21 protein-coding genes are annotated in these 20,760 nt (G+C 72.6%); 13 read left to right on the plus strand and 8 right to left on the minus strand.

The features are described 5' to 3' along the window. Nucleotides 1-10: 10 nt before the first annotated feature. Nucleotides 11-649, plus strand: a complete 639-nt coding sequence (locus QJ852_13525; protein ID WGX94174.1) for an acVLRF1 family peptidyl-tRNA hydrolase — start codon at nucleotides 11-13, stop codon at nucleotides 647-649. A 116-nt stretch (nucleotides 650-765) separates the two neighbouring features. Here the strand turns inward: QJ852_13525 and QJ852_13530 are convergent, their stop codons facing one another. After that, nucleotides 766-1,242, minus strand: coding sequence for a transcriptional regulator TrmB (locus tag QJ852_13530; protein ID WGX94175.1), 477 nt, complete (start codon nucleotides 1,240-1,242; stop codon nucleotides 766-768). Between the two features lie 52 nt (nucleotides 1,243-1,294). Between QJ852_13530 and QJ852_13535 the strand changes: the two genes are divergently transcribed. The 6 genes from QJ852_13535 to QJ852_13560 are packed head-to-tail and all read left to right on the plus strand — an operon-like array spanning nucleotide 1,295 to nucleotide 6,548. Continuing rightward, nucleotides 1,295-2,200 (plus strand): ABC transporter ATP-binding protein, encoded by a 906-nt coding sequence (locus QJ852_13535; GenBank protein ID WGX94176.1) that lies wholly within the window; start codon nucleotides 1,295-1,297, stop codon nucleotides 2,198-2,200. Beyond that, a complete protein-coding gene (locus tag QJ852_13540) occupies nucleotides 2,197-3,759 on the plus strand; it encodes an ABC transporter permease (GenBank protein WGX94177.1) in 1,563 nt (520 codons plus the stop codon). Before QJ852_13535 ends, QJ852_13540 begins: the two co-directional genes overlap by 4 nt. 53 nt (nucleotides 3,760-3,812) lie before the next feature. Next, nucleotides 3,813-4,406, plus strand: coding sequence for a TetR/AcrR family transcriptional regulator (locus QJ852_13545; protein ID WGX94178.1), 594 nt, complete (start codon nucleotides 3,813-3,815; stop codon nucleotides 4,404-4,406). Between the two features lie 16 nt (nucleotides 4,407-4,422). Continuing rightward, complete coding sequence (locus tag QJ852_13550; GenBank protein WGX94179.1) at nucleotides 4,423-4,851, plus strand: ABA4-like family protein; 429 nt, start codon at nucleotides 4,423-4,425, stop codon at nucleotides 4,849-4,851. Continuing rightward, nucleotides 4,848-5,591, plus strand: a complete 744-nt coding sequence (locus tag QJ852_13555) for a hypothetical protein (protein ID WGX94180.1) — start codon at nucleotides 4,848-4,850, stop codon at nucleotides 5,589-5,591. The genes QJ852_13550 and QJ852_13555 overlap by 4 nt, the downstream gene beginning before the upstream one ends. A 51-nt stretch (nucleotides 5,592-5,642) precedes the next feature. Then, the gene (locus QJ852_13560; protein ID WGX94181.1) at nucleotides 5,643-6,548 is read left to right on the plus strand and encodes a phosphotransferase; all 906 of its coding nucleotides are present in this window, start codon (nucleotides 5,643-5,645) and stop codon (nucleotides 6,546-6,548) included. Nucleotides 6,549-6,558: 10 nt separating this feature from the next. Here QJ852_13560 and QJ852_13565 read toward each other — a convergent pair whose 3' ends face one another. Then, the gene (locus QJ852_13565) at nucleotides 6,559-7,524 is read right to left on the minus strand and encodes a neutral zinc metallopeptidase (GenBank protein WGX94182.1); all 966 of its coding nucleotides are present in this window, start codon (nucleotides 7,522-7,524) and stop codon (nucleotides 6,559-6,561) included. A 68-nt stretch (nucleotides 7,525-7,592) separates the two neighbouring features. On the opposite strand from QJ852_13565, the gene QJ852_13570 reads away from it, so the two are divergent. Beyond that, the gene (locus QJ852_13570) at nucleotides 7,593-9,191 is read left to right on the plus strand and encodes an ABC-F family ATP-binding cassette domain-containing protein (protein ID WGX94183.1); all 1,599 of its coding nucleotides are present in this window, start codon (nucleotides 7,593-7,595) and stop codon (nucleotides 9,189-9,191) included. Nucleotides 9,192-9,209: 18 nt separating this feature from the next. On the opposite strand, the gene QJ852_13575 is transcribed toward QJ852_13570, so the two are convergent. Next, nucleotides 9,210-11,744 (minus strand): ABC transporter permease, encoded by a 2,535-nt coding sequence (locus QJ852_13575; protein WGX94184.1) that lies wholly within the window; start codon nucleotides 11,742-11,744, stop codon nucleotides 9,210-9,212. Nucleotide 11,745: 1 nt separating this feature from the next. Continuing rightward, entirely contained in the window at nucleotides 11,746-12,495 is a 750-nt protein-coding gene (locus QJ852_13580; protein ID WGX94185.1) for an ABC transporter ATP-binding protein, read from the minus strand. Between the two features lie 187 nt (nucleotides 12,496-12,682). Between QJ852_13580 and glpK the strand changes: the two genes are divergently transcribed. Genes glpK through QJ852_13595 form a run of 3 tightly spaced genes read left to right on the plus strand, consistent with a single transcriptional unit; the run spans nucleotide 12,683 to nucleotide 16,733 of the window. Continuing rightward, on the plus strand, nucleotides 12,683-14,209 hold the full coding sequence (gene glpK, locus QJ852_13585; GenBank protein WGX94186.1) for a glycerol kinase GlpK: 1,527 nt from the start codon (nucleotides 12,683-12,685) through the stop codon (nucleotides 14,207-14,209). After that, nucleotides 14,206-15,963 (plus strand): glycerol-3-phosphate dehydrogenase/oxidase, encoded by a 1,758-nt coding sequence (locus QJ852_13590; GenBank protein WGX94187.1) that lies wholly within the window; start codon nucleotides 14,206-14,208, stop codon nucleotides 15,961-15,963. Before glpK ends, QJ852_13590 begins: the two co-directional genes overlap by 4 nt. Continuing rightward, nucleotides 15,963-16,733: an SDR family oxidoreductase gene (locus QJ852_13595; GenBank protein ID WGX94188.1), complete on the plus strand. Its 771-nt coding sequence runs from the start codon at nucleotides 15,963-15,965 to the stop codon at nucleotides 16,731-16,733. The genes QJ852_13590 and QJ852_13595 overlap by 1 nt, the downstream gene beginning before the upstream one ends. On the opposite strand, the gene QJ852_13600 is transcribed toward QJ852_13595, so the two are convergent. Beyond that, on the minus strand, nucleotides 16,619-17,521 hold the full coding sequence (locus QJ852_13600; protein ID WGX94189.1) for an SURF1 family protein: 903 nt from the start codon (nucleotides 17,519-17,521) through the stop codon (nucleotides 16,619-16,621). The two genes, QJ852_13595 and QJ852_13600, sit on opposite strands and share 115 nt — an antisense overlap. A 43-nt stretch (nucleotides 17,522-17,564) precedes the next feature. On the opposite strand from QJ852_13600, the gene moaA reads away from it, so the two are divergent. Next, on the plus strand, nucleotides 17,565-18,557 hold the full coding sequence (gene moaA, locus QJ852_13605) for a GTP 3',8-cyclase MoaA (protein ID WGX94190.1): 993 nt from the start codon (nucleotides 17,565-17,567) through the stop codon (nucleotides 18,555-18,557). An 89-nt stretch (nucleotides 18,558-18,646) separates the two neighbouring features. Here moaA and QJ852_13610 read toward each other — a convergent pair whose 3' ends face one another. From QJ852_13610 to QJ852_13620, 3 genes are all read right to left on the minus strand, one after another. Next, complete coding sequence (locus tag QJ852_13610) at nucleotides 18,647-19,576, minus strand: DUF559 domain-containing protein (GenBank protein ID WGX94191.1); 930 nt, start codon at nucleotides 19,574-19,576, stop codon at nucleotides 18,647-18,649. Between the two features lie 174 nt (nucleotides 19,577-19,750). Further along, a complete protein-coding gene (locus tag QJ852_13615) occupies nucleotides 19,751-19,939 on the minus strand; it encodes an acetone carboxylase (GenBank protein ID WGX94192.1) in 189 nt (62 codons plus the stop codon). Continuing rightward, nucleotides 19,929-20,276 (minus strand): DUF3099 domain-containing protein, encoded by a 348-nt coding sequence (locus QJ852_13620; GenBank protein WGX94193.1) that lies wholly within the window; start codon nucleotides 20,274-20,276, stop codon nucleotides 19,929-19,931. The genes QJ852_13615 and QJ852_13620 overlap by 11 nt, the downstream gene beginning before the upstream one ends. A 43-nt stretch (nucleotides 20,277-20,319) precedes the next feature. On the opposite strand from QJ852_13620, the gene QJ852_13625 reads away from it, so the two are divergent. Beyond that, on the plus strand, nucleotides 20,320-20,535 hold the full coding sequence (locus QJ852_13625) for a dodecin family protein (GenBank protein WGX94194.1): 216 nt from the start codon (nucleotides 20,320-20,322) through the stop codon (nucleotides 20,533-20,535). Nucleotides 20,536-20,760 lie beyond the last annotated feature (225 nt).

Genomic DNA, 20,760 nt, shown 5'->3' on the forward strand with positions numbered 1-20,760 from the left:
GGCTCGCTCCGTGCCCGAGGTCCTCGTCCCGCCCGCCCGATGGCCGCGCTGGGTCGCGAACTTCGCCGCCTCCCACGGTGAGCCGGAGCTCCGCGTCGACGGGGGAGCGCTGCACGGCACGGCGCCCGACGACTCCTGGTTCCGCGCGGCACCGCCCTTCTCCCGGCCCTACGCCGGCGCCCCGGAAGTCGACGCGCTGGCCGTGGCGGCGGTGACGGACTCGGCGGCGCCGGCGACCTGGGGGGTGCTGCTCGTGCGCAAGGGCGGCTTCGCGATCGCGCGGGTCGAGGCCGGCGCCGTGGTCGCGAGCAAGGTCGGCCAGCGGCACGTGCAGGGCCGGACCAAGGCCGGCGGGCAGTCCCAGCAGCGCTTTGCCCGCCGCCGCGCGAACCAGGCCCGCGTCGCCTACGAGGCGGCAGCCGACCATGCGTTCGCCGTGCTGGCCGGCGCGACCGAGGTGGTCGCCGGCGGCGACCGCGGCGCGGTGGACGAGGTGCTGGCCGACCCCCGGCTGAGCGCGGTCGACGTCGTGGGTCCCTGGCTCGCCGTACCGGACCCGCGGAGGGCGGTGCTCGACCGCGCGGTGCTCGACGCGCAGGCGCTGGTCGTGATGGTGGAGAACGCCGGGGCCGCCCCGGCACAGCGCTGACGGAGTGGCCCGGCCGGGTGGTGGAACGTGTTGCGATTGGGCACAAACTGCATGGACAGGCCCGGAATTGTTGCGGTTTGGGACCAAACCGCAACGCCCAGAGCCCAATCCGGCGCTCAGTCGTCGAGCCCGAGCTCGGCCCGGCGCACCTCCCAGCGCTGGTCGAGGTCGGACATCTCGGCGAGCACGAAGGCGAGGAACTCGCGGGCCAGCCGGAGCCGCCGCTCGGCCGGGTCGCCGGCGGGCAGGTCGGCCAGGCCGCGGTCGAGAGCGGCGATCAGCGGGGCGTAGAACTGGTCGAGCCGCACCAGCATGCCGTGCCAGGCGTCGTCGTCGACGACGAAGACGTCGCGGCGCGAGCCTCGCTCGCGCTCGCGGCGGATCATGCCGATGCCGTCGAGGTAGCGCACGGCGCCGGAGACGCCGGCCGCACTGACCCCGAGGCCGGCGGCGAGCTGGGCCGCGGTCATCCGGCCGTCGTCGTCGACGAGGAGCGCGGCGAACACCCGGGAGGGGAGCCGGGCCAGGCCGGCGCTGGTCAAGGCGCCGCCCATCCGCTCCACGAAGGCGTCGCGCGAGGTGTCGGTGGACATGCCGAGATTCTACAAGATTCAGAAATTGCTGAAACAGGTGCATGATGGGTCCATGACGTGTCCCCTCATCGAGGTCCGTGGCCTCGTGAAGACCTTCGGAGCCTTCCGCGCCCTCGACGGGCTCGACCTCGTCGTCGAGGCGGGGGAGGTGCACGGCTTCCTCGGTCCCAACGGCGCGGGGAAGTCCACGACCATCCGGGTGCTGCTCGGGCTGTTGCGCAAGGACGCGGGGGAGGTCCGGATCCTCGGTGGCGATCCGTGGCGGGATGCCGCGACCCTGCACCGCCGGTTGGCCTATGTCCCCGGCGACGTCAGCCTGTGGCCGAACCTGAGCGGCGGCGAGATCGTCGACCTGCTGATCCGGATGCGCGGCGCCGATCCTGCGACCTCGCGGCGCGAGGAGCTGATCGAGCGCTTCTCGCTCGACCCGACCAAGCGTGGCCGCGCGTACTCCAAGGGCAACCGCCAGAAGGTCGCGCTGGTCGCGGCGTTCGCGACCGATCCGGACCTGCTCATCCTCGACGAGCCGACCTCGGGCCTCGACCCCCTGATGGAGCAGGTCTTCAACGACTGCGTCGCCGAGCAGACCGCGCGCGGCGCCACGGTCCTGCTGTCGAGCCACATCCTCACCGAGGTGGACCGGCTCGCCGACCGGGTCACCATCATCCGTGAGGGCGCGGTCGTCGAGAGCGGCCGCCTCACCGACCTGCGCCACCTCAGCCGGAGCCGGATCGTGGCGACGCTCAGCGGCGCCGCGCCCGACCTCGCCGGGACGCCGGGCGTCCACGACCTGGCGGTCGACGGCTCCCAGGTGAGCTGCACCGTGGACCCCGACGGCCTGCCCGCGGTCCTCGCGGCGCTGACCGGCGCCGGCGTCACGGCCCTCACCAGCGCCCCGCCCAGCCTCGAGGAGCTCTTCCTCGACGCCTATCGGGACCGGGCGGGTGCGGCCCGGTGAGCAGCTCGACCGCGGGCTCGGCGCTGCTCCTGCGCCTCGGCCTGCGCCAGGACCGGATCCTCGCGCCGGTGGGGCTCGCGGTCCTGGTCCTGATGAGCATCGCGTCGGCCGCCGCCACCCCGGGCCTGTACGCCGACCAGGCCGACCGGGTCCGCGCGGCCGAGGCCATCAACGCCAGCCCCGCGATCGTCGCGCTCTACGGCCCGGTCCTCGACGTCGCCAGCGAGGGGGAGCTGGCGATGACCAAGATGACCGTCCTGTACGCCGTCTTCGTCGCGGTGCTCTTCGTCGCGGTGGTGCGGCGCCACACCCGCGTCGAGGAAGAGACCGGCCGCACCGAGCTGCTCGGGGGCACCGCCGTCGGCCGGCACGCCGCACTGGTCGCGACCGGGGTCGAAGCGCTCCTGCTGGCCGTCGCCCTCGGCCTGCTGACCGCGCTCGGGAACACGCTCGCGGGCCTGGACCTCGTCGGCTCCCTCGCCTTCGGCGCCCTCTGGGCGGGGACGGCGCTCGTGGCGTCCGGCATCGGCGCCGTCACGGCCCAGCTGTCGGCGAGCGCTCGCACCTGCGCGGCGTACGCCGCCGGCGTCGTCGGCCTGCTCTTCGTGCTGCGCGCGGTGGGCGACACCGGCCCGGGGTGGGTGAGCTGGCTGTCGCCACTGGGCTGGAACACCCAGGTCCGCGCGTACGGCGAGGTGCGCTGGTGGCTGCTTCCCTGCTACGGCCTGGTGGCGGCCGCACTGGCCGGCCTCGCCTTCCGGCTGCGCTCGCGGCGCGACCTCGGCTCCGGACTGGTGCCGACCCGGCCCGGCCCGCGGACCGGCGCGCCACGGCTGGCCGATGCCTTCGCCCTCGCGGTCAAGGTGCACGCCGCGACGCTGGTCCTGTGGACGGTGGCCGCGGGGGTCCTGGGCGTGGTGTTCGGCATGATCGCCCCCGGCATCGGCGACCTGCTCGACTCCGAGGTCGCGCAGTCGATCATCGACGAGCTGGGCGGCGCGCTGGTGGCCGCGATCCTGTCGATCGTGGCCGTCGTGCTCACCTACTTCGCGGTCACGGTCGTCAGTCACGCCGGCCGCGACGAGGAGGACGGGCGGGCCGAGCTGGTCCTCGCCACGGCCACCAGCCGCGGACGCTGGTTCGCCGCCTCCGCGACGCTCGCGCTCGTGGGCACGGCCTGGCTGCTCGCCGTGACCGGCCTCGGTCTCTGGATCGGGTACGTCGCCGCAGACGGTCCCGGGATCGGGAACCTGCTCCTCGCGGCACTCGCCTGGGCCCCCGCCGCCTGGGTGGTCGGAGCGTTGGCCGTGCTGTCGCTCGCCGCCGGACTGCGCTGGTCGGGCCTGGTCTGGGCCTGGCCGGCGGCCTTCCTGACTCTCGGTCTCGTCGGGGACCTGCTGGAGCTCCCGGCCTGGCTGACCGGGCTCTCGCCGTACTCCCACGTGCCGTCGCTGCCGTCCGACGCCTGGAGCTGGGGGAGCGCGGGCGGCCTCAGTGCGGTCGCCGCGGTCCTGCTGGCGGTGGCGTGGTGGCGCTTCCGGGCGCGGGACATCGGGTGACCGCCAGCAATTCGAACCTTGTTATATAACGACGTTCGGATTAGCGTTCGGCCATGGCCCGCCCCCGCACCCACACCGCCGAGCTGCGTGAGCGGATCGTGGCCCGCGCGCTGGACACCGTCGCCGAGCACGGGATGGCGGCACTGGCCCTGCGCGATGTCGCGCGACGGGCCGGCACGTCGACGGCGGCCGTCTACGCCCTGTTCGGCAGCAAGGAGGCCCTGCACCGGGCCGTGCTGATCGGCGCGTTCGCCGCCTTCGGGGCGGAGCAGGCCGCCCAGCCGGTCAGCGACGACCCGGTGACCGACATCGCCGGCCTCGGCGCCCGCTACGTCCAGTGGGCGTTGGACCACCCCCGCCTCTACGAGGCTATGTTCACCGACAGCGCCGTGGGTCTCACCCCGACCCCGGAGCTCGACGCGGCGCGGGCGGGGGCGATCGCCGGCGTGTCCGACGCCGTACGACGGGCGCTGGTCGGCGGCGCGTTCCGCGCCGCCGACGAGGTGACCGTGATCGCCTCGCTCTGGGCCCAGGTGCACGGGCTCGCTGCGCTGATGACCGCCGGCCAGCTCCCTCCCGAGGCCGATCCCGCCGCCGCGGCGTGGGCCGTGATCGAGGGCTGGCTGGCGCCGCCGCACGTCCCCTAGGCACGAAGGAGCACTCATGTCCCCGACTCCGCTCGACAGCGCCCGACGCGGCGCTTACGGCGCCATGAACGCCGGCGTGGTCCCGCTCTGGCTCGCCATGATCGTCCTGCCGCGCTCCCGCCTGACCCGGACACTCGTACGACGGGCGGTTCCCCTCCATGCGGGCCTCTCCCTCGGCTATGCCGGCCTGCTGGGCCGCAGCATGGTCCGCAACCGGCAGTTGCCGGACTTCGGAGATCCCGACGCGCTGCGCCGCCAGCTCACCGACGGCGACCTGTTCCTCGCGGCCTGGTCGCACTACCTCACCTTCGATCTGCTGATCGGGCAGTGGATCTGGGAGGACGCGCTGGACCGCGGCCGGACCGCGCGGCTCGCGCTGCTGCTCACCTGGCTGGCCGGTCCGGTCGGTCACGGCCTCTACCTCCTGCAGCGCAGGGCGTCATGACGATGTCGCTGCATCTCGTCGAGCACCGGGTCCGCGACCTACCGCACCGCTGGCGGCACCGCCGCTGCCTGCAGGCCGAGACCGACCGCACGCCCGGGGTCGCCCTGGCCCGGCTGATGCCCAACGTCGACCTGCGCGCCAGCACCGGTGGCCTGCCGCGGCCCCGGTGCACGGCGCTGCTGGTCGGGTGGGAGGACCGCGCCGCGCGCGACGCCTGCTTCGCGGACCCGGCCTGGCCGGCGTCGTACACCGAGGGCGCTACCGAGTCGTGGGCGGTCGCGCTCGATACGGTTCGCGTGCTGCGCGGCGACTGGCACGGTTGGCGGCCCGAGAGCAACAGCGCGGAGCGGGTCCCGGGCGACGAGCCACTGGCCGTGCTCACCCTGGGCTTCCTCCGCCCGCGCAGCGTGCCGGCCTTCGTTCGGGGCAACCGACAGGTGCTGCGCGACCTCGACGACAACCCCGACGAGACCTTCCGACTCGGGCTCATGGACGGACCACTCGGGTTCGGCACCTTCACCCTGTGGCGCTCCCGGGCGGCGATGACCCGCTTCGCCTACGGTGCCGGCAGCCACGACCCGGTGCGCCGTCGCTTCGAGGAGGAGCAGCGCATCGACCACCCGCTCTTCGTCCGCCTCCGCCCCGTCGCCGCGCACGGCAGCTGGCGCGGGCGGGACCCGCTCGCGGAGGTGCGAGCGGGCGCAGTGCGGGCCGCGTCGGTGCCGCCTTCGCCCCGCTGACCTCCGCGTGGTGGCGCTCCCGCGTGCACCACATCGGCTAGTTTCAGCGGCATGTGGCAGCCCGAGCCCGACTGGGTGGCGCTTCCCGGTGGCACCGGGACCTCCACCGTGGGCGTGTGGCGGACCGCACTCGGCGGGCGGCCCGTGGTGGTGAAGAGGCTCGGCGCTCCGGCGCCGGGCGATCCGGCCGTGCTCGCGGAGCGCACGCACGCCGGGTACTGGCGGCGCGAGGCGGACGTCCTGCTGACGGGCCTCACGACCGCGACACCCGGCCTGCAGTCGGCGGGCGCGGCGGTCGAGGAGGACGACGACGGCGTCACCATCGTCCGGGACTGGGTCGAGGACGCCGCGTCGAGCGGGCTCTTCCTCGCCCTCTCGCTCGGTCGCTTCGCCGGTGCGTCCCTCGGGCACCCCACCTTCCTCGCGACCGGGCTGTTCCGCGACCGGCTCTCCCGGGTCGCGCGACGCGGCGGCTGGCCGACGCTCGCCCGTACGACGGTCGCCGACGTCGCCGAGCACCTGTGGACCCACCGCGAACGGATGCTCACCCTGCTCGACGACCTGCCCCAGGTGCCGCAGCACGGCGACCCGACCCCGGCCAACCTGCCCGGCCGCGAGGAGGACGACGCGGTGGCCATCGACTGGGGGACACTCGGGCACGGCCCGGTCGGCGGAGACCTGGGCTACCTGTCGCTGTCGTCCCGCGAGGAGTTCGAGCCCCTCCTCGACGCCTACCTGCTCGGCCTGCCCGACGGCGTCGCCGGGCGCGACGAGGTCGTCCGCGGTGCGCAGGTCGTCGCCGTCTACACGGCGCTCAGCCGGGCCGAGTGGGCGCTCTCCCGGGTCGCCGGGGGCGAGGGAGCCCTCGCCGGCAAGTACCGCCACCCCGCGGTCGCACCCCACCTGCGAGCGCTCCAGCGCACGTTCGGGCACATGGAGGCCCTGCTCGAGCTCTAGCCCCGCAGGGTCAGACCCGATCGGCGGCGAAGGTGTCGCAGGCCTGCAGGCTGCCCTGCTGGTAGCCGATCATGAACCACTTCCGACGCTGCTCGGACGAGCCGTGCGTCCAGGCCTCCTCGTTGACGCGACCGCCGCTGCGCTTCTGGATGTAGTCGTCGCCGACCGCCTTGGCCGCGTCGATGGCCTCGGTGATGTCGTCCTGGGTCAGGTCCAGGATCAGCTTGTTGCCGGACGCGTCCTCGGTCGTGGTGGCGTGGTTGGCCCACAGCCCGGCGTAGCAGTCGGCCTGGAGCTCGAGGCGGACGCCGTCGCTCTGCGGGCCGGTGTCCTGGCTGCGCACCTGGCCCATGTAGCCGAGGAGGTTCGAGATGTGGTGGCCGTACTCGTGGGCGAGCACGTAGAACTCCACGAAGCTGCCGTCGGGGCCGCCGAGCTGGCCCTCGAGGACGTCGTCGAAGAAGGTGGTGTCGAGGTAGATCGTCTCGTCGCTGGGGCAGTAGAACGGCCCGACCGCTGACGAGGCCGCACCGCAGCCGGTGTTGACCGACCCGGTGAAGGTGACCATGGCCTGCTCGGGTCGGAACTTCCCGCCCAGCTCCGCGTCCCAGTAGTCGGTGAGCGAGTTCTCGATCGCGACCCGGGCGCAGTCCTGGCTGTTGTTGGCGTCCTCGCCGGTGGTGCAACCGGCGTACCTCTCGCTGCCCTGCTGCTGGTCACTGAGACGCGACGGCGAGTAGACGTTGCCGAGCCCGCCGTCCCCACCGCCCCCGCTGAGCGGATTGCCGCCGAGCAGGAGGGTCACGACCACGACCAGGATCACGCCGACGAGGCTGCCGATGCCGCCCTTGCCGGTGGGGATCGGCAGCCGCATGCCGCCTCCGCCGAGGCCACCGCCCGTGCCCCCGCCGCCACCGCGGCCCGCGTCGCGGACCCGGGACCGGTCGAGGCGTGCCTTCGGATTGAATCGCACCACGGCAGCACCCTATTGCAGGCGGCGGCGTTTTCGGGGGTGTCGATCCGCCGTGGGAGGATCAGCAGGTCATGATCACGGTGCACCAACTCGAGGTACGCGTCGGTGCGCGACTCCTCATGGAGAACGTCAGCTTCCGCGTCGGCCCCGGCGACAAAGTCGGCCTGGTGGGCCGCAACGGCGCCGGCAAGACGACCTTGACCAAGGTGCTGGCCGGCGACGTGCTGCCGGCCGGCGGCTCGGTCGCCAACAGCGGCGAGCTCGGCTACCTGCCCCAGGATCCCCGGGTCGGCGACCCCGAGGTGATCGTCCGCGACCGGATCCTGTCCGCCCGCGGGCTCGACGACGCCGTACGCCGGATGCGCGCGGCCGAGATCGCGATGGCCTCCGACGACCCCGACGAGCGCGACAAGGCGTTCCGGCGCTTCCAGCGCGCCCAGGACGAGCTCGACGCGGGCGGCGGCTACGCCGCCGAGACCGAGGCGCTGCAGATCGCGCAGAGCCTGGGGATCCCCGACCGGCTGATGGACCAGCCGCTCGGGACCCTGTCGGGCGGCCAGCGCCGCCGGGTCGAGCTGGCTCGCATCCTCTTCTCCAGCGCCGAGGTGCTCATCCTCGACGAGCCGACCAACCACCTCGACGCCGACTCGATCACCTGGCTGCGGGACTGGATGAAGTCCTACAAGGGCGGCTTCATCGTGATCAGCCACGACAACGAGCTACTGGGGGAGACCGTCAACAAGGTCCTCCACCTCGACGCGAACCGGTCGGTCATCGACGTCTACAACATGGGCTGGAAGAACTACCTCACCCAGCGCGAGACCGATGAGGCCCGCCGCAAGCGGGAGCTGATGAACGCCCAGAACAAGGCGAAGACGCTCACCGACCAGGCCAACAAGATGCGGGCCAAGGCCACCAAGGCGAGCGCCGCCCAGCAGATGCTCAAGCGGGCCGAGCGCCTCCTCGAGGGCGTCGAGGGGGAGCGGCAGGCCGACAAGGTCGCGGCGATCAAGTTCCCGACCCCGGCCGCCTGCGGCAAGACCCCTCTGTCCGCGCACGACCTCTCGAAGTCGTACGGCGCGCTGGAGATCTTCACCGCCGTCGACCTGGCCATCGACAAGGGCTCCCGGGTGGTCATCCTCGGCCTCAACGGCGCCGGCAAGACCACGATGCTGCGCATCCTGGCCGGCGTCGACAAGCCCGACACGGGCGAGGTCGTCGCCGGCCACGGGCTCAAGGTCGGCTACTACGCCCAGGAGCACGAGACGCTCGACGTCGGCCGCACGGTGCTGGAGAACATGCAGTCCGCCGCGCCCGAGCTGACCGACACCGAGGCCCGCTCGGTGCTCGGCTCGTTCCTGTTCTCCGGCGACGACGTGCACAAGCCGGCCGGGGTCCTGTCCGGCGGCGAGAAGACCCGGCTCGCGCTGGCCTCGCTGGTCGTCTCCGCCGCCAACGTGCTGCTCCTCGACGAGCCCACCAACAACCTCGACCCGGCCTCCCGCGAGGAGGTCCTCAACGCGATCCGCCGCTACGAGGGCGCGATCGTGCTGGTCACCCACGACGAGGGCGCCGTGCACGCGCTCGAGCCCGACCGGGTGCTGATCCTCCCCGACGGGGTCGAGGACCTGTGGAGCCCCGACTACGCCGACCTGGTCGCGCTGGCCTGACCGTCCCCACCGGCTCCGTCACTCGTTCGCGATCGCGTCGAGTACGTCGAGCCGCGCGGCCCGGATCGCCGGGATGACGGCGGCCAGGACGCCGACCACGATCGCCACGACCAGGAAGGCGACGAGCTGCGCGACAGGCAGCCCGAGGCTCGTCAGGTCCTCGGCGAGGGCACGCTGCAGGAGGGTGCCGACCACGAGACCCAGCGCCATGCCGAGCACCGCGCCGAGCACCGCGATCGTCACCGACTCGAGGGTCACCATCCGGCGCACCTTGGGCCGGCTCATGCCGACCGCCCGCAGCAGCCCGATCTCGCGGGTGCGCTCGATGACACTGAGCCCGAGCGTGTTGACGATGCCGATCACCGCGATGACGATCGCGAGGGCGAGCAGGCCGTAGATGATGTAGAGCAGCTGGTTGACCTGGCCGCGGATCTCGTCGGCGAACTCCGTCTTGTCGTAGACCCCGACGATCGGCGCCGGCGTGGCCGCCTCGTCGACCCGGTCGTGGACGGCCCGGGGGTCGGCACCGGGGGCCAGCAGGATCCCGATCGAGGTGTCCTGGCGGAGCACGCCGGCCTCGGCGAGGGAGTCGAGCGGCACGGTGACCTCGGAGGTCACCTCGCTCGCCTCGACGACGCCGGCGACCGTGGTCCGCAGCCGCAGCGCGCCCGGGAAGGACAGCTCCAGGGGGTCGCCGACCACGAGGTCGTGCTCCTCGGCAAAGTCGGTCGTCACGACCGCCTCGTCGCCGCTGAGGCGGTCGGTCCCGGTGACGACGTCGAGGTCGAAGACATCGGTGAAGCGGTCGTCGACACCGGTGACGAAGACCGACCCGTCGTCGTACCGGGCGGAGGTGAACTGCTGCCGGGTCATCACGCCGACGCCGTCGGTGTCCGCGATCCGATCGCCGATCTCGGTCGAGAAGGGCAGGAAGGTCGGGCTCTGGACGAGCAGGTCCGCGGTGAACTGCTCGTCGACGACGTCGTCGACGGAGGCGTTGAGCGAGGCGGCGAGCACGCCGATGGTCGAGACGAGGGCGAGGCCGATCATGAGGGCGGAGGCCGTCGCGCCGGTGCGCCGCGGATCGCGCAGGGCGTTCTCGCCGGCCAGGCGACCGGTGGCGCCGAACAGCCCGGCGAAGAGCGTGCGGCACCCGGCCAGCACCGGCTTGCCGAGCACCGGGCTGAGGGCGGCGACGGTCAGGATCCACAGGACCGCGCCGACCCCGATCCACAACGCGTCGGAGTCGGCGACGCCGTACGCCGCGAAGCCGGCTCCGGCCGCGAGGACCAGGCCGCCAATGACCGTGCGGCGGCGCAGCGAGGACCGCTCCGAGGTCGCGTCGGCGCGCATCGCGGCGACCGGGGGGACCCGGCCCGCCCGGCGCGCCGGGAGGTACGCCGCCACCATGGTCACGCCCACGCCGACCAGGTAGCTGGTCAGGACGGTGTCACCGGTCAGGTCGAGCGCGCCACCGGCGATGTCGAGCCCGAAGGAGCGGAACATCGCGGCGAGCCCCCGGGCGAGGAGCAGTCCGAGGCCGATCGCCAGGGTCGAGGACACCAGCGACAGCACGAACGCCTCCACCAGGACCGAGCGGGTCACCTGGCCACGAGACGCCCCGAGCGCGCGGAGCAGCGCCAGCTCGCGGCTGCGCTGGGCCACGAGGATGGAGAAGGTGTTGACGATGATGAAGCCACCGACGAGGACGGCGATGATGGCGAAGACGGTGAGGAAGATCGTGATGACGTCGAGGAAGCCGCCCACGGCGTCCTGCGAGTCGTTCGCCACCTGGGTCCCGGTGACCGCCTCGAAGCCGGGCGGCAGCACCCGGCCGGCGGCGGCAGCCAGCTCCTTCTGGGTGACCCCGTCGGCCGCGGTGAGGCTGATCCGGTTGTAGACGTCGCGCCCCTGATAGAAGATCTCCTGGGCCTCGTGGGTCGAGAAGATCAACAGAGTGGCCCCGGCCGTGCCGCCGCCGTTGAACTCGGCGATGCCGACGAGTCGGGCCGTGCGGTTGAGCTCGCCGAAGGGCGCGAGCAGCTTGACCTCGTCGCCGAGGGCGTAGCCGCCCGACTCCGCGGCGCGCCGGTCGAGCACGATCTCGCCGTCGGCGGTGGGCCAGCTGCCGCTCTCGAGGAGCAGTGCCTGCTCGCCGCGCATGTTGGGCCCGTCGTGGTAGTTGAACGACAGCGTCGGGGCGCCGGTGCCGCCGACGAGCGTGCCGTCGCTGGCGAGCAGGTTGAGGCCGGCGCCCGCGACGTCGCCGTCGGCCCGCGCCACCTCGGGCAGGGCCGCGAGGCTCGCCACCACCTCGGGTGTCATCGCCTGAGCCGACTGCCCGCCGACGCCACCGCTGAACTCGTCGGTGTCCTGTGCACGGACCACGCCGTCGGGTGTGGAGCCGTTGATGATGCTGTCGAAGGTCGCCGACAGCGCGTTGCTGAACACGAGGACGCCGGCGAGGAAGGCGACCCCGAGGACGATCGCCAGGCCGCTCATGAGCAGCCGCACCTTGCGCGCGAGAAGCGTGCGCAGGGTCAGCCGCAGCACGTCAGGCCTGCCCGCGCACGGCCGCGGCCTGCAGCGCCGTCATGTGCTCGAGGATCTGCTCCCGGTCGGGGGAGCGGATCTCGTCGACGATCCGGCCGTCGGCGAGGAACACCACGCGGTCGCAGTACGACGCCGCCACGGGGTCGTGGGTGACCATCACGATGGTCTGGTCGAACTCGTCGACGCTGCGGCGCAGGAACCCGAGGACCTCGGCGCCGGACGTGCTGTCGAGGTTGCCGGTCGGCTCGTCGGCGAACACGATGGACGGCTTGCTCACCAGGGCGCGGGCACAGGCCACGCGCTGCTGCTGGCCGCCCGACATCTGCGAGGGGCGGTGCCCGAGTCGGTCCCGCAGTCCGACGGTGTCGACCACGGTGTCGAACCACTCCTGGTCGGGCCGGCGCCCCGCGAGGCTCAGCGGCAGCAGGATGTTCTCCCGCGCGGTGAGGGTCGGGACCAGGTTGAACGCCTGGAACACGAAGCCGACCTGCTCGCGCCGCAGCGCGGTGAGCGCCTTGTCACGCAGCCGGGACAGGATGACCTCGCCGATCTGCACCTCGCCGGACGTCGGCGTGTCGAGGGCGGCGAGGCAGTGCATGAGGGTCGACTTGCCCGATCCGGAGGGCCCCATGATCGCCGTGAACTCCCGGGCGGCGATGTCGAGCGAGACCCCGTCGAGGGCGCGGACCTCGGAGTCGCCCGCGCCGTAGCGCTTGTGGAGGTCGATGGCGCGGGCGGCGACGGCTGGCATGGCTCTCAGCCTAGGAGATCCCGTTCACAGGAGGCGGCGTCGCGAGCGTCGCGAGGCGCGTGCGATGGCAAGGCGCGGACGCGAAGGCATGCTGGTTGCACGTCGAGCGGCCGCAACGCCGCCAGCGTGCGTGCGTCGCGGCGCGCAGCAGGCGACACCTGTGGACGGGATCTCTAGGGTGGTGGCCATGGCTGAGGCACGCTTCGTGGGGGCGATCGACCAGGGGACGACGAGCACCCGCTTCATGGTGTTCGACCACGACGGCACCGAGATCGCCCGCCACCAGCTCGAGCACCAGCAGATCCTGCCCCGCGCGGGCTGGGTGGAGCACAACCCGGTCGAGATCCGGGAGCGCACGTCCGCGGTCGTGCAGACCGCGCTCGGCAAGGCGGGCCTGGGCCCGGAGGACCTGGCCGCGATCGGGATCACCAACCAGCGCGAGACGACGATCGTGTGGGATCGCCGCACCGGCCGTCCGCTCCACAACGCGATCGTGTGGCAGGACACCCGGACCGACGCGATCGCCGCCGCCCTCGACCGCGACGGTCGCGGCGACGTGATCCGGCACCGGGCGGGACTGCCCCCGGCGACGTACTTCTCCGGTGGCAAGCTGCAGTGGATCCTCGAGAACGTCTCCGGGGCGCGGGAGGGTGCCGAACGTGGCGACGTGCTGTTCGGCACGCCCGACACCTGGGTGCTGTGGAACCTCACCGGCGGGCCCGACGGCGGCGTGCACGTCACCGACGTCACCAATGCCGGGCGGACCATGCTGATGGACCTCGAGACCCTGGACTGGGACGACGAGCTGCTGGGCTTCTTCGGGGTGCCCCGGGCGATGCTGCCGGAGATCCGGGAGTCGTCGGCGACTACGCCGTACGGCGTGACGCGGGCCCGTGGTCCCTTCGGCGGCGAGGTGCCCATCACCGGGATCCTCGGCGACCAGCAGGCCGCGACGGTCGGGCAGGTCTGCTTCGCGCCGGGCGAGGCCAAGAACACCTACGGCACCGGCAACTTCATGCTCCTCAACACCGGCACCGAGATCGTCCGCTCCCGCGCCGGCCTGCTGACGACGCCGGCCTACCAGCTGGGCGACGGGCCCTGCGTCTACGCCCTGGAGGGATCCATCGCGGTCACCGGATCGGCCGTGCAGTGGCTGCGCGACCAGCTCGGCATCATCAGCGGAGCGGCCGAGTCCGAGTCCCTGGCCCGGCAGGTCGAGGACAACGGCGGCGTCTACTTCGTCCCTGCCTTCTCCGGCCTGTTCGCGCCCTACTGGCGCTCCGACGCCCGCGGCGCGATCGTCGGACTGTCCCGGTTCAACACCAACGCCCACGTCGCCCGGGCGACCCTCGAGGCGATCTGCTACCAGTCGCGCGACGTCATCGAGGCGATGTCGGCCGACTCCGGGGTCGAGCTGGAGGTGCTCAAGGTGGACGGCGGGGTCACCCTCAACGACCTGTGCATGCAGATCCAGGCCGACGTGCTCGGCGTACCCGTGTCGCGGCCGGTGGTGCCGGAGACGACGGCGCTGGGGGCGGCGTACGCGGCGGGGCTGGCGGTCGGCTACTGGCGCGACACCGACGAGCTGCGCAGCAACTGGCGCGAGGACACCCGCTGGGAGCCGCAGTGGGACGAGGACCGCCGCGCCGCCGGGTACGCCCAGTGGCGGAAGGCCGTGCAACGCACCCTCGACTGGGTGGAGGTGGGCCGATGAATCCCGCCGCGCTCTCCCCGCGGGCCCGCAGCGCCGCCCTCAAGCGCCTCGCCACACAGCACCTCGACGTGCTGGTCATCGGCGCAGGTGTGGTCGGCTCCGGCGCCGCGCTCGACGCGGCCACCCGGGGCCTGACGGTCGGGCTCGTCGAGGCGCGCGACTTCGCCTCCGGCACGTCGAGCCGCAGCTCCAAGCTGATCCACGGCGGCCTGCGCTATCTGGAGATGCTGGACTTCCGGCTGGTGGCCGAGGCGCTCAAGGAGCGCGGCCTGCTCATGCAGCGCCTGGCCCCGCACCTGGTCCGTCCGGTGCCCTTCCTCTACCCGCTGACCGGGCTGGGCTGGGAACGCTGGTACGCCGGCACCGGCGTCGCGATGTACGACGCGCTGTCCAAGGCGAGCGGCTACGGCGACGGTCTGCCGCTGCACCAGCACCTGACCCGGCGCGGTGCGCGCAAGGCGTTCCCCTCACTGCGCAAGGACGCGCTCGTGGGCGCGATCCGCTACTACGACGCCCAGGTCGACGACGCGCGGCACACGATGTTCTTGGCGCGCACCGCGGCGACGTACGGCGCGGCCGTGGCGTCGCGCACCCGCGTGCTCGGACTGGTCAAGGAGAGCGAGCGGGTCGTCGGCGCCGAGGTGATCGACCTCGAGACCGGCCACCGCTTCGAGATCCGGGCCTCCCAGGTGATCAACGCGACCGGTGTGTGGACCGACGAGACCCAGGCGATGGCGCGCGAGCGCGGCCAGTTCAAGGTGCGTGCCAGCAAGGGCATCCACCTGGTGGTGCCGCGCGACCGGATCCGCGGCGAGACCGGGCTGATCCTGCGCACCGAGAAGTCCGTGCTCTTCGTGATCCCGTGGAAGCGGCACTGGATCATCGGCACCACCGACACCGACTGGGAGCTGTCCAAGGACCACCCGGCGGCGAGCAGCAGCGACATCGACTACCTGCTGGAGCACGTCAACCGGGTGCTGGAGGTGCCGCTGACCCGCGACGACGTCGAGGGGGTGTACGCCGGTCTCCGGCCGCTGCTGGCCGGCGAGTCCGAGGCCACCTCCCAGCTCTCGCGCGAGCATGCCGTGGCCCACAGCGTGCCCGGGCTCGTCGTCGTCGCGGGCGGCAAGTACACGACCTACCGGGTGATGGCGGCCGACGCCGTCGACGAGGCCGTCCACGGCCTGGAGACCGTGCTGGGCCGCAGGGCGGGGGAGTGCGTGACCGAGCGGGTGCCGCTCGTCGGCGCCGACGGCTACCAGGCGCTGTGGAACCAGCGCCGCGCGCTCGCCGCCCAGTCCGGGCTGGCGATCAACCGCGTCGAGCACCTCCTGGAGCGCTACGGGTCGCTGGTGCTGGAGGTGCTCGACCTGATCGCCGCCGAGCCCGAGCTGGGGGAGCCGCTGCCGGGCGCCGAGGACTACCTCAAGGCCGAGGCGGTCTACGCCGTCACCCACGAGGGCGCGCGGCACCTCGACGACATCCTCACCCGGCGGCTGCGGGTCTCGTTCGAGACCTTCGACCGCGGGGTCGGCGCCGCGCCGCACGTGGCCGACCTGGTGCGCGGGCACCTGCGCTGGGACGCCGACCAGACCGCGCGTGAGGTCGAGCACTACCTCAAGCGCGTCGAGGCCGAGCGCGAGAGCCAGCGGCAGCCGGACGACCACACGGCCGATGCCGCGCGCAAGGGTGCGCCGGACGTCGTACCGGTGTCGAGGATCGCCGAGGAGATCGAGTCGATGGAGGGCTCCTGATGGACCTGCAGTTGAAGGACCGCGTCTACCTGCTCACCGGCGCGACCCGTGGACTGGGTCGCGCCACGGCGGAGGCGCTGGTCGCGGACGGTGCCCGGGTCGTCGTGTCGGGCCGCGACGCCGCGGCCGTCGAGGCGACCGTGGCCGCGCTCGGCGGTGACGGGAGCGCCCGAGGCGTGGTCGCCGACAATGCGGACCCCGGTACGCCGGCGGCGCTGCTCGGCGCGGCGCAGGACGCCTGGGGTCGGGTGGACGGTGTCCTGATCAGCGTGGGCGGGCCGCCCGCGGGGCTGATCACCGAGATGACCGACGAGCAGTGGACGGCTGCGTTCGGCACGGTCTTCCTCGGCGCGGTCCGGCTCGCCCGCGAGGTCGGGGCGGTGCTCGGCGCCTCACCTGATGGCGGCTCCATCGCGTTCGTGCTGTCGACCAGCGTCCGCGAGCCGATCATCGACCTCGCCATCTCCAACGGCCTGCGGCCGGGCCTGGCGATGGCGGCCAAGACCCTCGCCGACGAGCTCGGTCCGTGTGGGGTGAGGGTCAACGGGCTGCTGCCCGGCCGGATCGGCACCGAACGGGTCGCCCAGCTCGACGCGGCCCGTGGCGACGCCGAGCGGGCTCGCGCCGAGATGTCGGCCCAGATCCCGCTGCGGCGCTACGGCCTGCCCGAGGAGTTCGGCCGGGTGGCGGCGTTCCTGCTGTCGCCCGCGGCGTCGTACCTGTCCGGGGTGATGCTGCCCGTCGACGGCGGGCTGCTCCGCCCGCTCTGACGCGAGAACGGGCCGCCCGAGCGGCGCTTCGTGCCCGTGCGCTCACCGCGCGGGCCGAGGCGTCGCTCGTCCCAGGCGAGGTAGAGGAAGCCGCCGAACGCCAGGACGCCGAAGAACCACCACTGCAGGCCGTAGAAGAAGTGCGGGCCCTCGTCGAGCTCGGGCAGCTGCACGGCCGCCAGCTCCTCGGCCGGCGACGGGTCCTCGGCCTTGAGGGCGACGAACCCGGTGTAGACCTCCCGGTCGATGGCCTCGCCGATCGGGCCGCTCGCGATCGCCCGGGTCGAGTGGTCGTCGACCGCGGTGCTCTTGCCGGTGCCGTCGGCCCGGACCCAGCCGGTGATCGTCACCTGGCCCGCCGGCGGGGCGGGGAGCGCGGCGCCCTTGATCAGCGGATCGTCCGTGCCGAACCAGCCGCGGTCGACCAGGAGCGTCGTACCGTCCGCGGTGACGAGAGGGACGACCACCTCGACGCCCGGGTAGCCGTTGCGGGTGCGGTAGCGGACCACGACGGTGTCGTCGCGGTCGTACTCGCCGGTGGCGGTGACCACCCGCCACTCGTCCTCCTCGCCGACCTTCCGGCCCGGGGCGAGCACCTCGCCGACCTCGGCCGGCGCGCGGTCCTCGTTGGCGCGGACGACGGCGTTGCGGTCCTTGCGGTCCTCGAGCCGGCCGAACTGCCACTCGCCGAGCCACCACGTCGCCCAGCCGACGACGATGATCGCCACGAGGAAGAGCACCCAGCGGCGACTGAGCAGGAAGCGCCACGAGGACAGCCAGGAGAACACGGGACAACGGTAGCCACGACCCCGGCGTGCCTAGACTGATGGGGTGCAGCCTCTCCTCGACCAGCACGGACGGATCGCGACGGACCTCCGTGTCTCGCTGACCGACCGGTGCAACCTGCGGTGCACCTACTGCATGCCGCCCGAGGGCCTCGACTGGTTGCCGTCCGAGGACCAGCTCACCGACGACGAGGTGGTGCGCCTCATCGGCGTCGCGGTCCGGCAGCTGGGCGTCGACGAGGTCCGGTTCACCGGCGGCGAGCCATTGGTCCGCCGCGGCCTGGTCGACATCGTGCGCCGGGTGCGCGCGCTCGACCCCGGCGTCGAGATGTCGATCACGACCAACGCCCTCGGCCTGGCCCGCACCGCCCACGCGCTCGCCGAGGCGGGGCTGAGCCGGGCCAACGTCAGCCTCGACACGGTCCGCAGCGAGACCTTCCACCAGATCACCCGGCGCGACCGCTTCACCGACGTCGTCGAGGGCCTCGCCGCGGCGGAGGCCGCCGGCCTCGGGCCGGTCAAGGTCAACGCCGTGCTGCTGCGCGGCGTCAACGACGACCAGGCGCCCGAGCTGCTCACCTGGTGCCTCGAGCGCGGCTACCACCTGCGCTTCATCGAGCAGATGCCGCTCGACGCCCAGCACGGCTGGGACCGTGACGCCATGGTCACCGCCGACGAGATCCTGGCGTCGCTCTCCGCGGCCTTCCGGCTCTCTCCCGCGGCCGAGCCCCGGGGGAGCGCCCCCGCCGAGTTGTTCCTCGTCGACGGCGGTCCCGCCACGGTCGGCGTGATCGCCTCCGTCACCCGCCCCTTCTGCGGCGACTGCGACCGGGTCCGGCTCACCGCCGACGGCCAGGTCCGCAACTGCCTCTTCGCCCGCTCCGAGTCCGACCTCCGGGTGGCGATGCGCGCCGGTGCCGACGACGAGGAGCTCGCCGAGCGCTGGCGGGTCGCGATGTGGGGCAAGCTGCCCGGTCACGGCATCGACGACCCGAGCTTCCTGCAGCCTGACCGGCCCATGTCCGCCATCGGTGGTTGAGTTTCCCCATCCTGACCGTTGAGTTGCCGGTTCCCAGCCGTTGAGTTGCCGGTTCCCAGCCGCTGAGTTGCCGGTTCCCAGTTGTTGAGTCACCACTTCGTCCAACGGCGGTTCGTGTACGTCGGCGCCAGGGCTGCCTCGAGCCGACGGATCCAGCGCGTGCGGGCCGTGCCGCTGAAGTCGCCGCGCTTGACGACGATCACTACCCAACCGTGCTCACGGAGCCAGCGGCGTCGTGCGATGTCGTACTCGCGCTGTTCGTCGATCAGGTCGTGGAACTCCTCGCCGTCGTACTCGACGCACACGCGGGCGGATGGGTAGGCGAAGTCGAGCCGGTACGTCGGCACGCCGTCGATCTCGATCCACCACTGAGATTCGGGCCTTGGCAGGCCCTCGTCCAGGATCTCCAGCAGCACCCACGCTTCGCGGTGGGACTCGACGCGCGGTTCGACGAGCGCGGTGAGCGGCCGGCACTGGAGGACGCCCCGGCGACGTCGGTACCTCGGCAGTTCGCTCGCCAGGTCGGCGCTGGTGAAGCCGTGTAACCGGGCGAGGAGGCACATCGCGGCGAACGCGTCACGGCGGTGAAGGTGGCAGCCGAGGTCCAGGGCGGTGCGGATCGGTGAGGTGACCCGCAGGCCGTCCAGCTCCACGACGTCGGCCGGGAGCAGGTCACGCTGTCGGCCGCTGAGCTCGCGACGGCGTGTTGCGCGATGGCCGCGCAGCGAGCACGTCTCGACGGCGGCGGGCAGGTCGCTCTCGGCGAAGGTGTGGACATCGACGCCATGGAGCCAGGCGGCGGTCCGATCGACGAGGATCTGGTCGGCGGCCACCGCGCAGCGCACGGCTCGAGCTCGCAGTTCGACCGAGTCGGGCGTATCGACACGCCGGTAGGTGCCGGACCCGAGTCGAACCAGGAGACCGGTCGCAACGCCGCGCCAGACCTGGTCGTGCGTCAGACCGTGCTCGACTGCCTCGCTGAGGTGGAAGGGCGTGGTCGGAAAGTCGTCGATGTCCATCCGACGACGCTCTCCGTTCCGGGAGGACGGGCGGGCGGACAACCGGACGACTGTGGACAGGGATGCTCGGCGACCCACCTGTGGAGAGAGAACGGCACGTTCCGAAACTCGGCGGCGACCTTGCGGCAACTCAAGTGTTGGAAAGGGTCAACTCAACCGTGAGGATGCGGCAAGTCAAGGGTGGGGGACGGTCTCCTTCAGGAAGCCGCGCGCCCCGAGGAAGGCTGCGAGCGACTCCCGGTGTGCCGCACAGGCGAGCCAGGTCTTGCGACGTTCCGGCGTGTGGATCTTGGGGTTGTTCCACCGCAACTGCCACGCGGCCGGCTGCCGACAGCCCTTGGCCGAGCAGACGTCAGGCTCCATGCCCGCGATCCTCGTGCTCGCGATCCTCGGCGTCCTGGTCGGTGTGCTCGGGCTGGTCACCCGGGCCGAGCTGGCGCTGCGGGTCGCCACCGCCGGTGAGCGGCAGCGACGTGGTGCGGCTGTCCTCGGCGTTGGCCATCACCACGGCGACGTACGGCAGGATGATCGCGCCCGCGATCAGGATCGGCCACAGCCAGTGCAGGCCGGCCGCGCCGCTGATCGCCGCGCCGACGAAGCACAGGGTCCGGATCGTCATCGCGATGACGTACTTCTTCTGCCGCCGGGCCAGGTCGTCCTGGGGGCTGGAGCCGGCCGTGGTGATGCGGATGGCGTCCATGGCCCTCAGCCTACGCCGGTGCCCCGCTGAGTACGCTGCTGGCATGTCGAATCGCACCTACCGCGTCAGTGAGATCGTCGGCACCTCCCCGGAGGGCATCGATCAGGCCGTCCGCAACGGCGTCGAGCGCGCTGGCCAGACCCTGCGCCACCTCGACTGGTTCGAGGTCACCCAGGTGCGGGGCCAGATCAAGGACGGCTCCGTCGAGCACTTCCAGGTCACCATGAAGATCGGGTTCCGGCTCGAGGACGACGAGTAGGCCGCGACCTTCTCGCAGGTCTGCTTTTGGTGGGTCTGCCTCCGGAGCCGGATCCATGCCGTTGCGGTTTGGTCCCAAACCGCATGCCGGACCCCCGAATTGTTGCGGTTTGGGACCAAACCGCAGCGATCCCGACCCACCCGATACGGAGCCGTTTGTCGGGGTCCTACAACGCAGGGCCGGGATCTTGGTGCCTGCCGCCGGTGAGGCCCAGCCATCTGCGCC

It is taken from the genome of Nocardioides sp. L-11A (assembly GCA_029961745.1).
In the GTDB taxonomy this organism is placed as follows: Bacteria; Actinomycetota; Actinomycetes; order Propionibacteriales; family Nocardioidaceae; genus Nocardioides.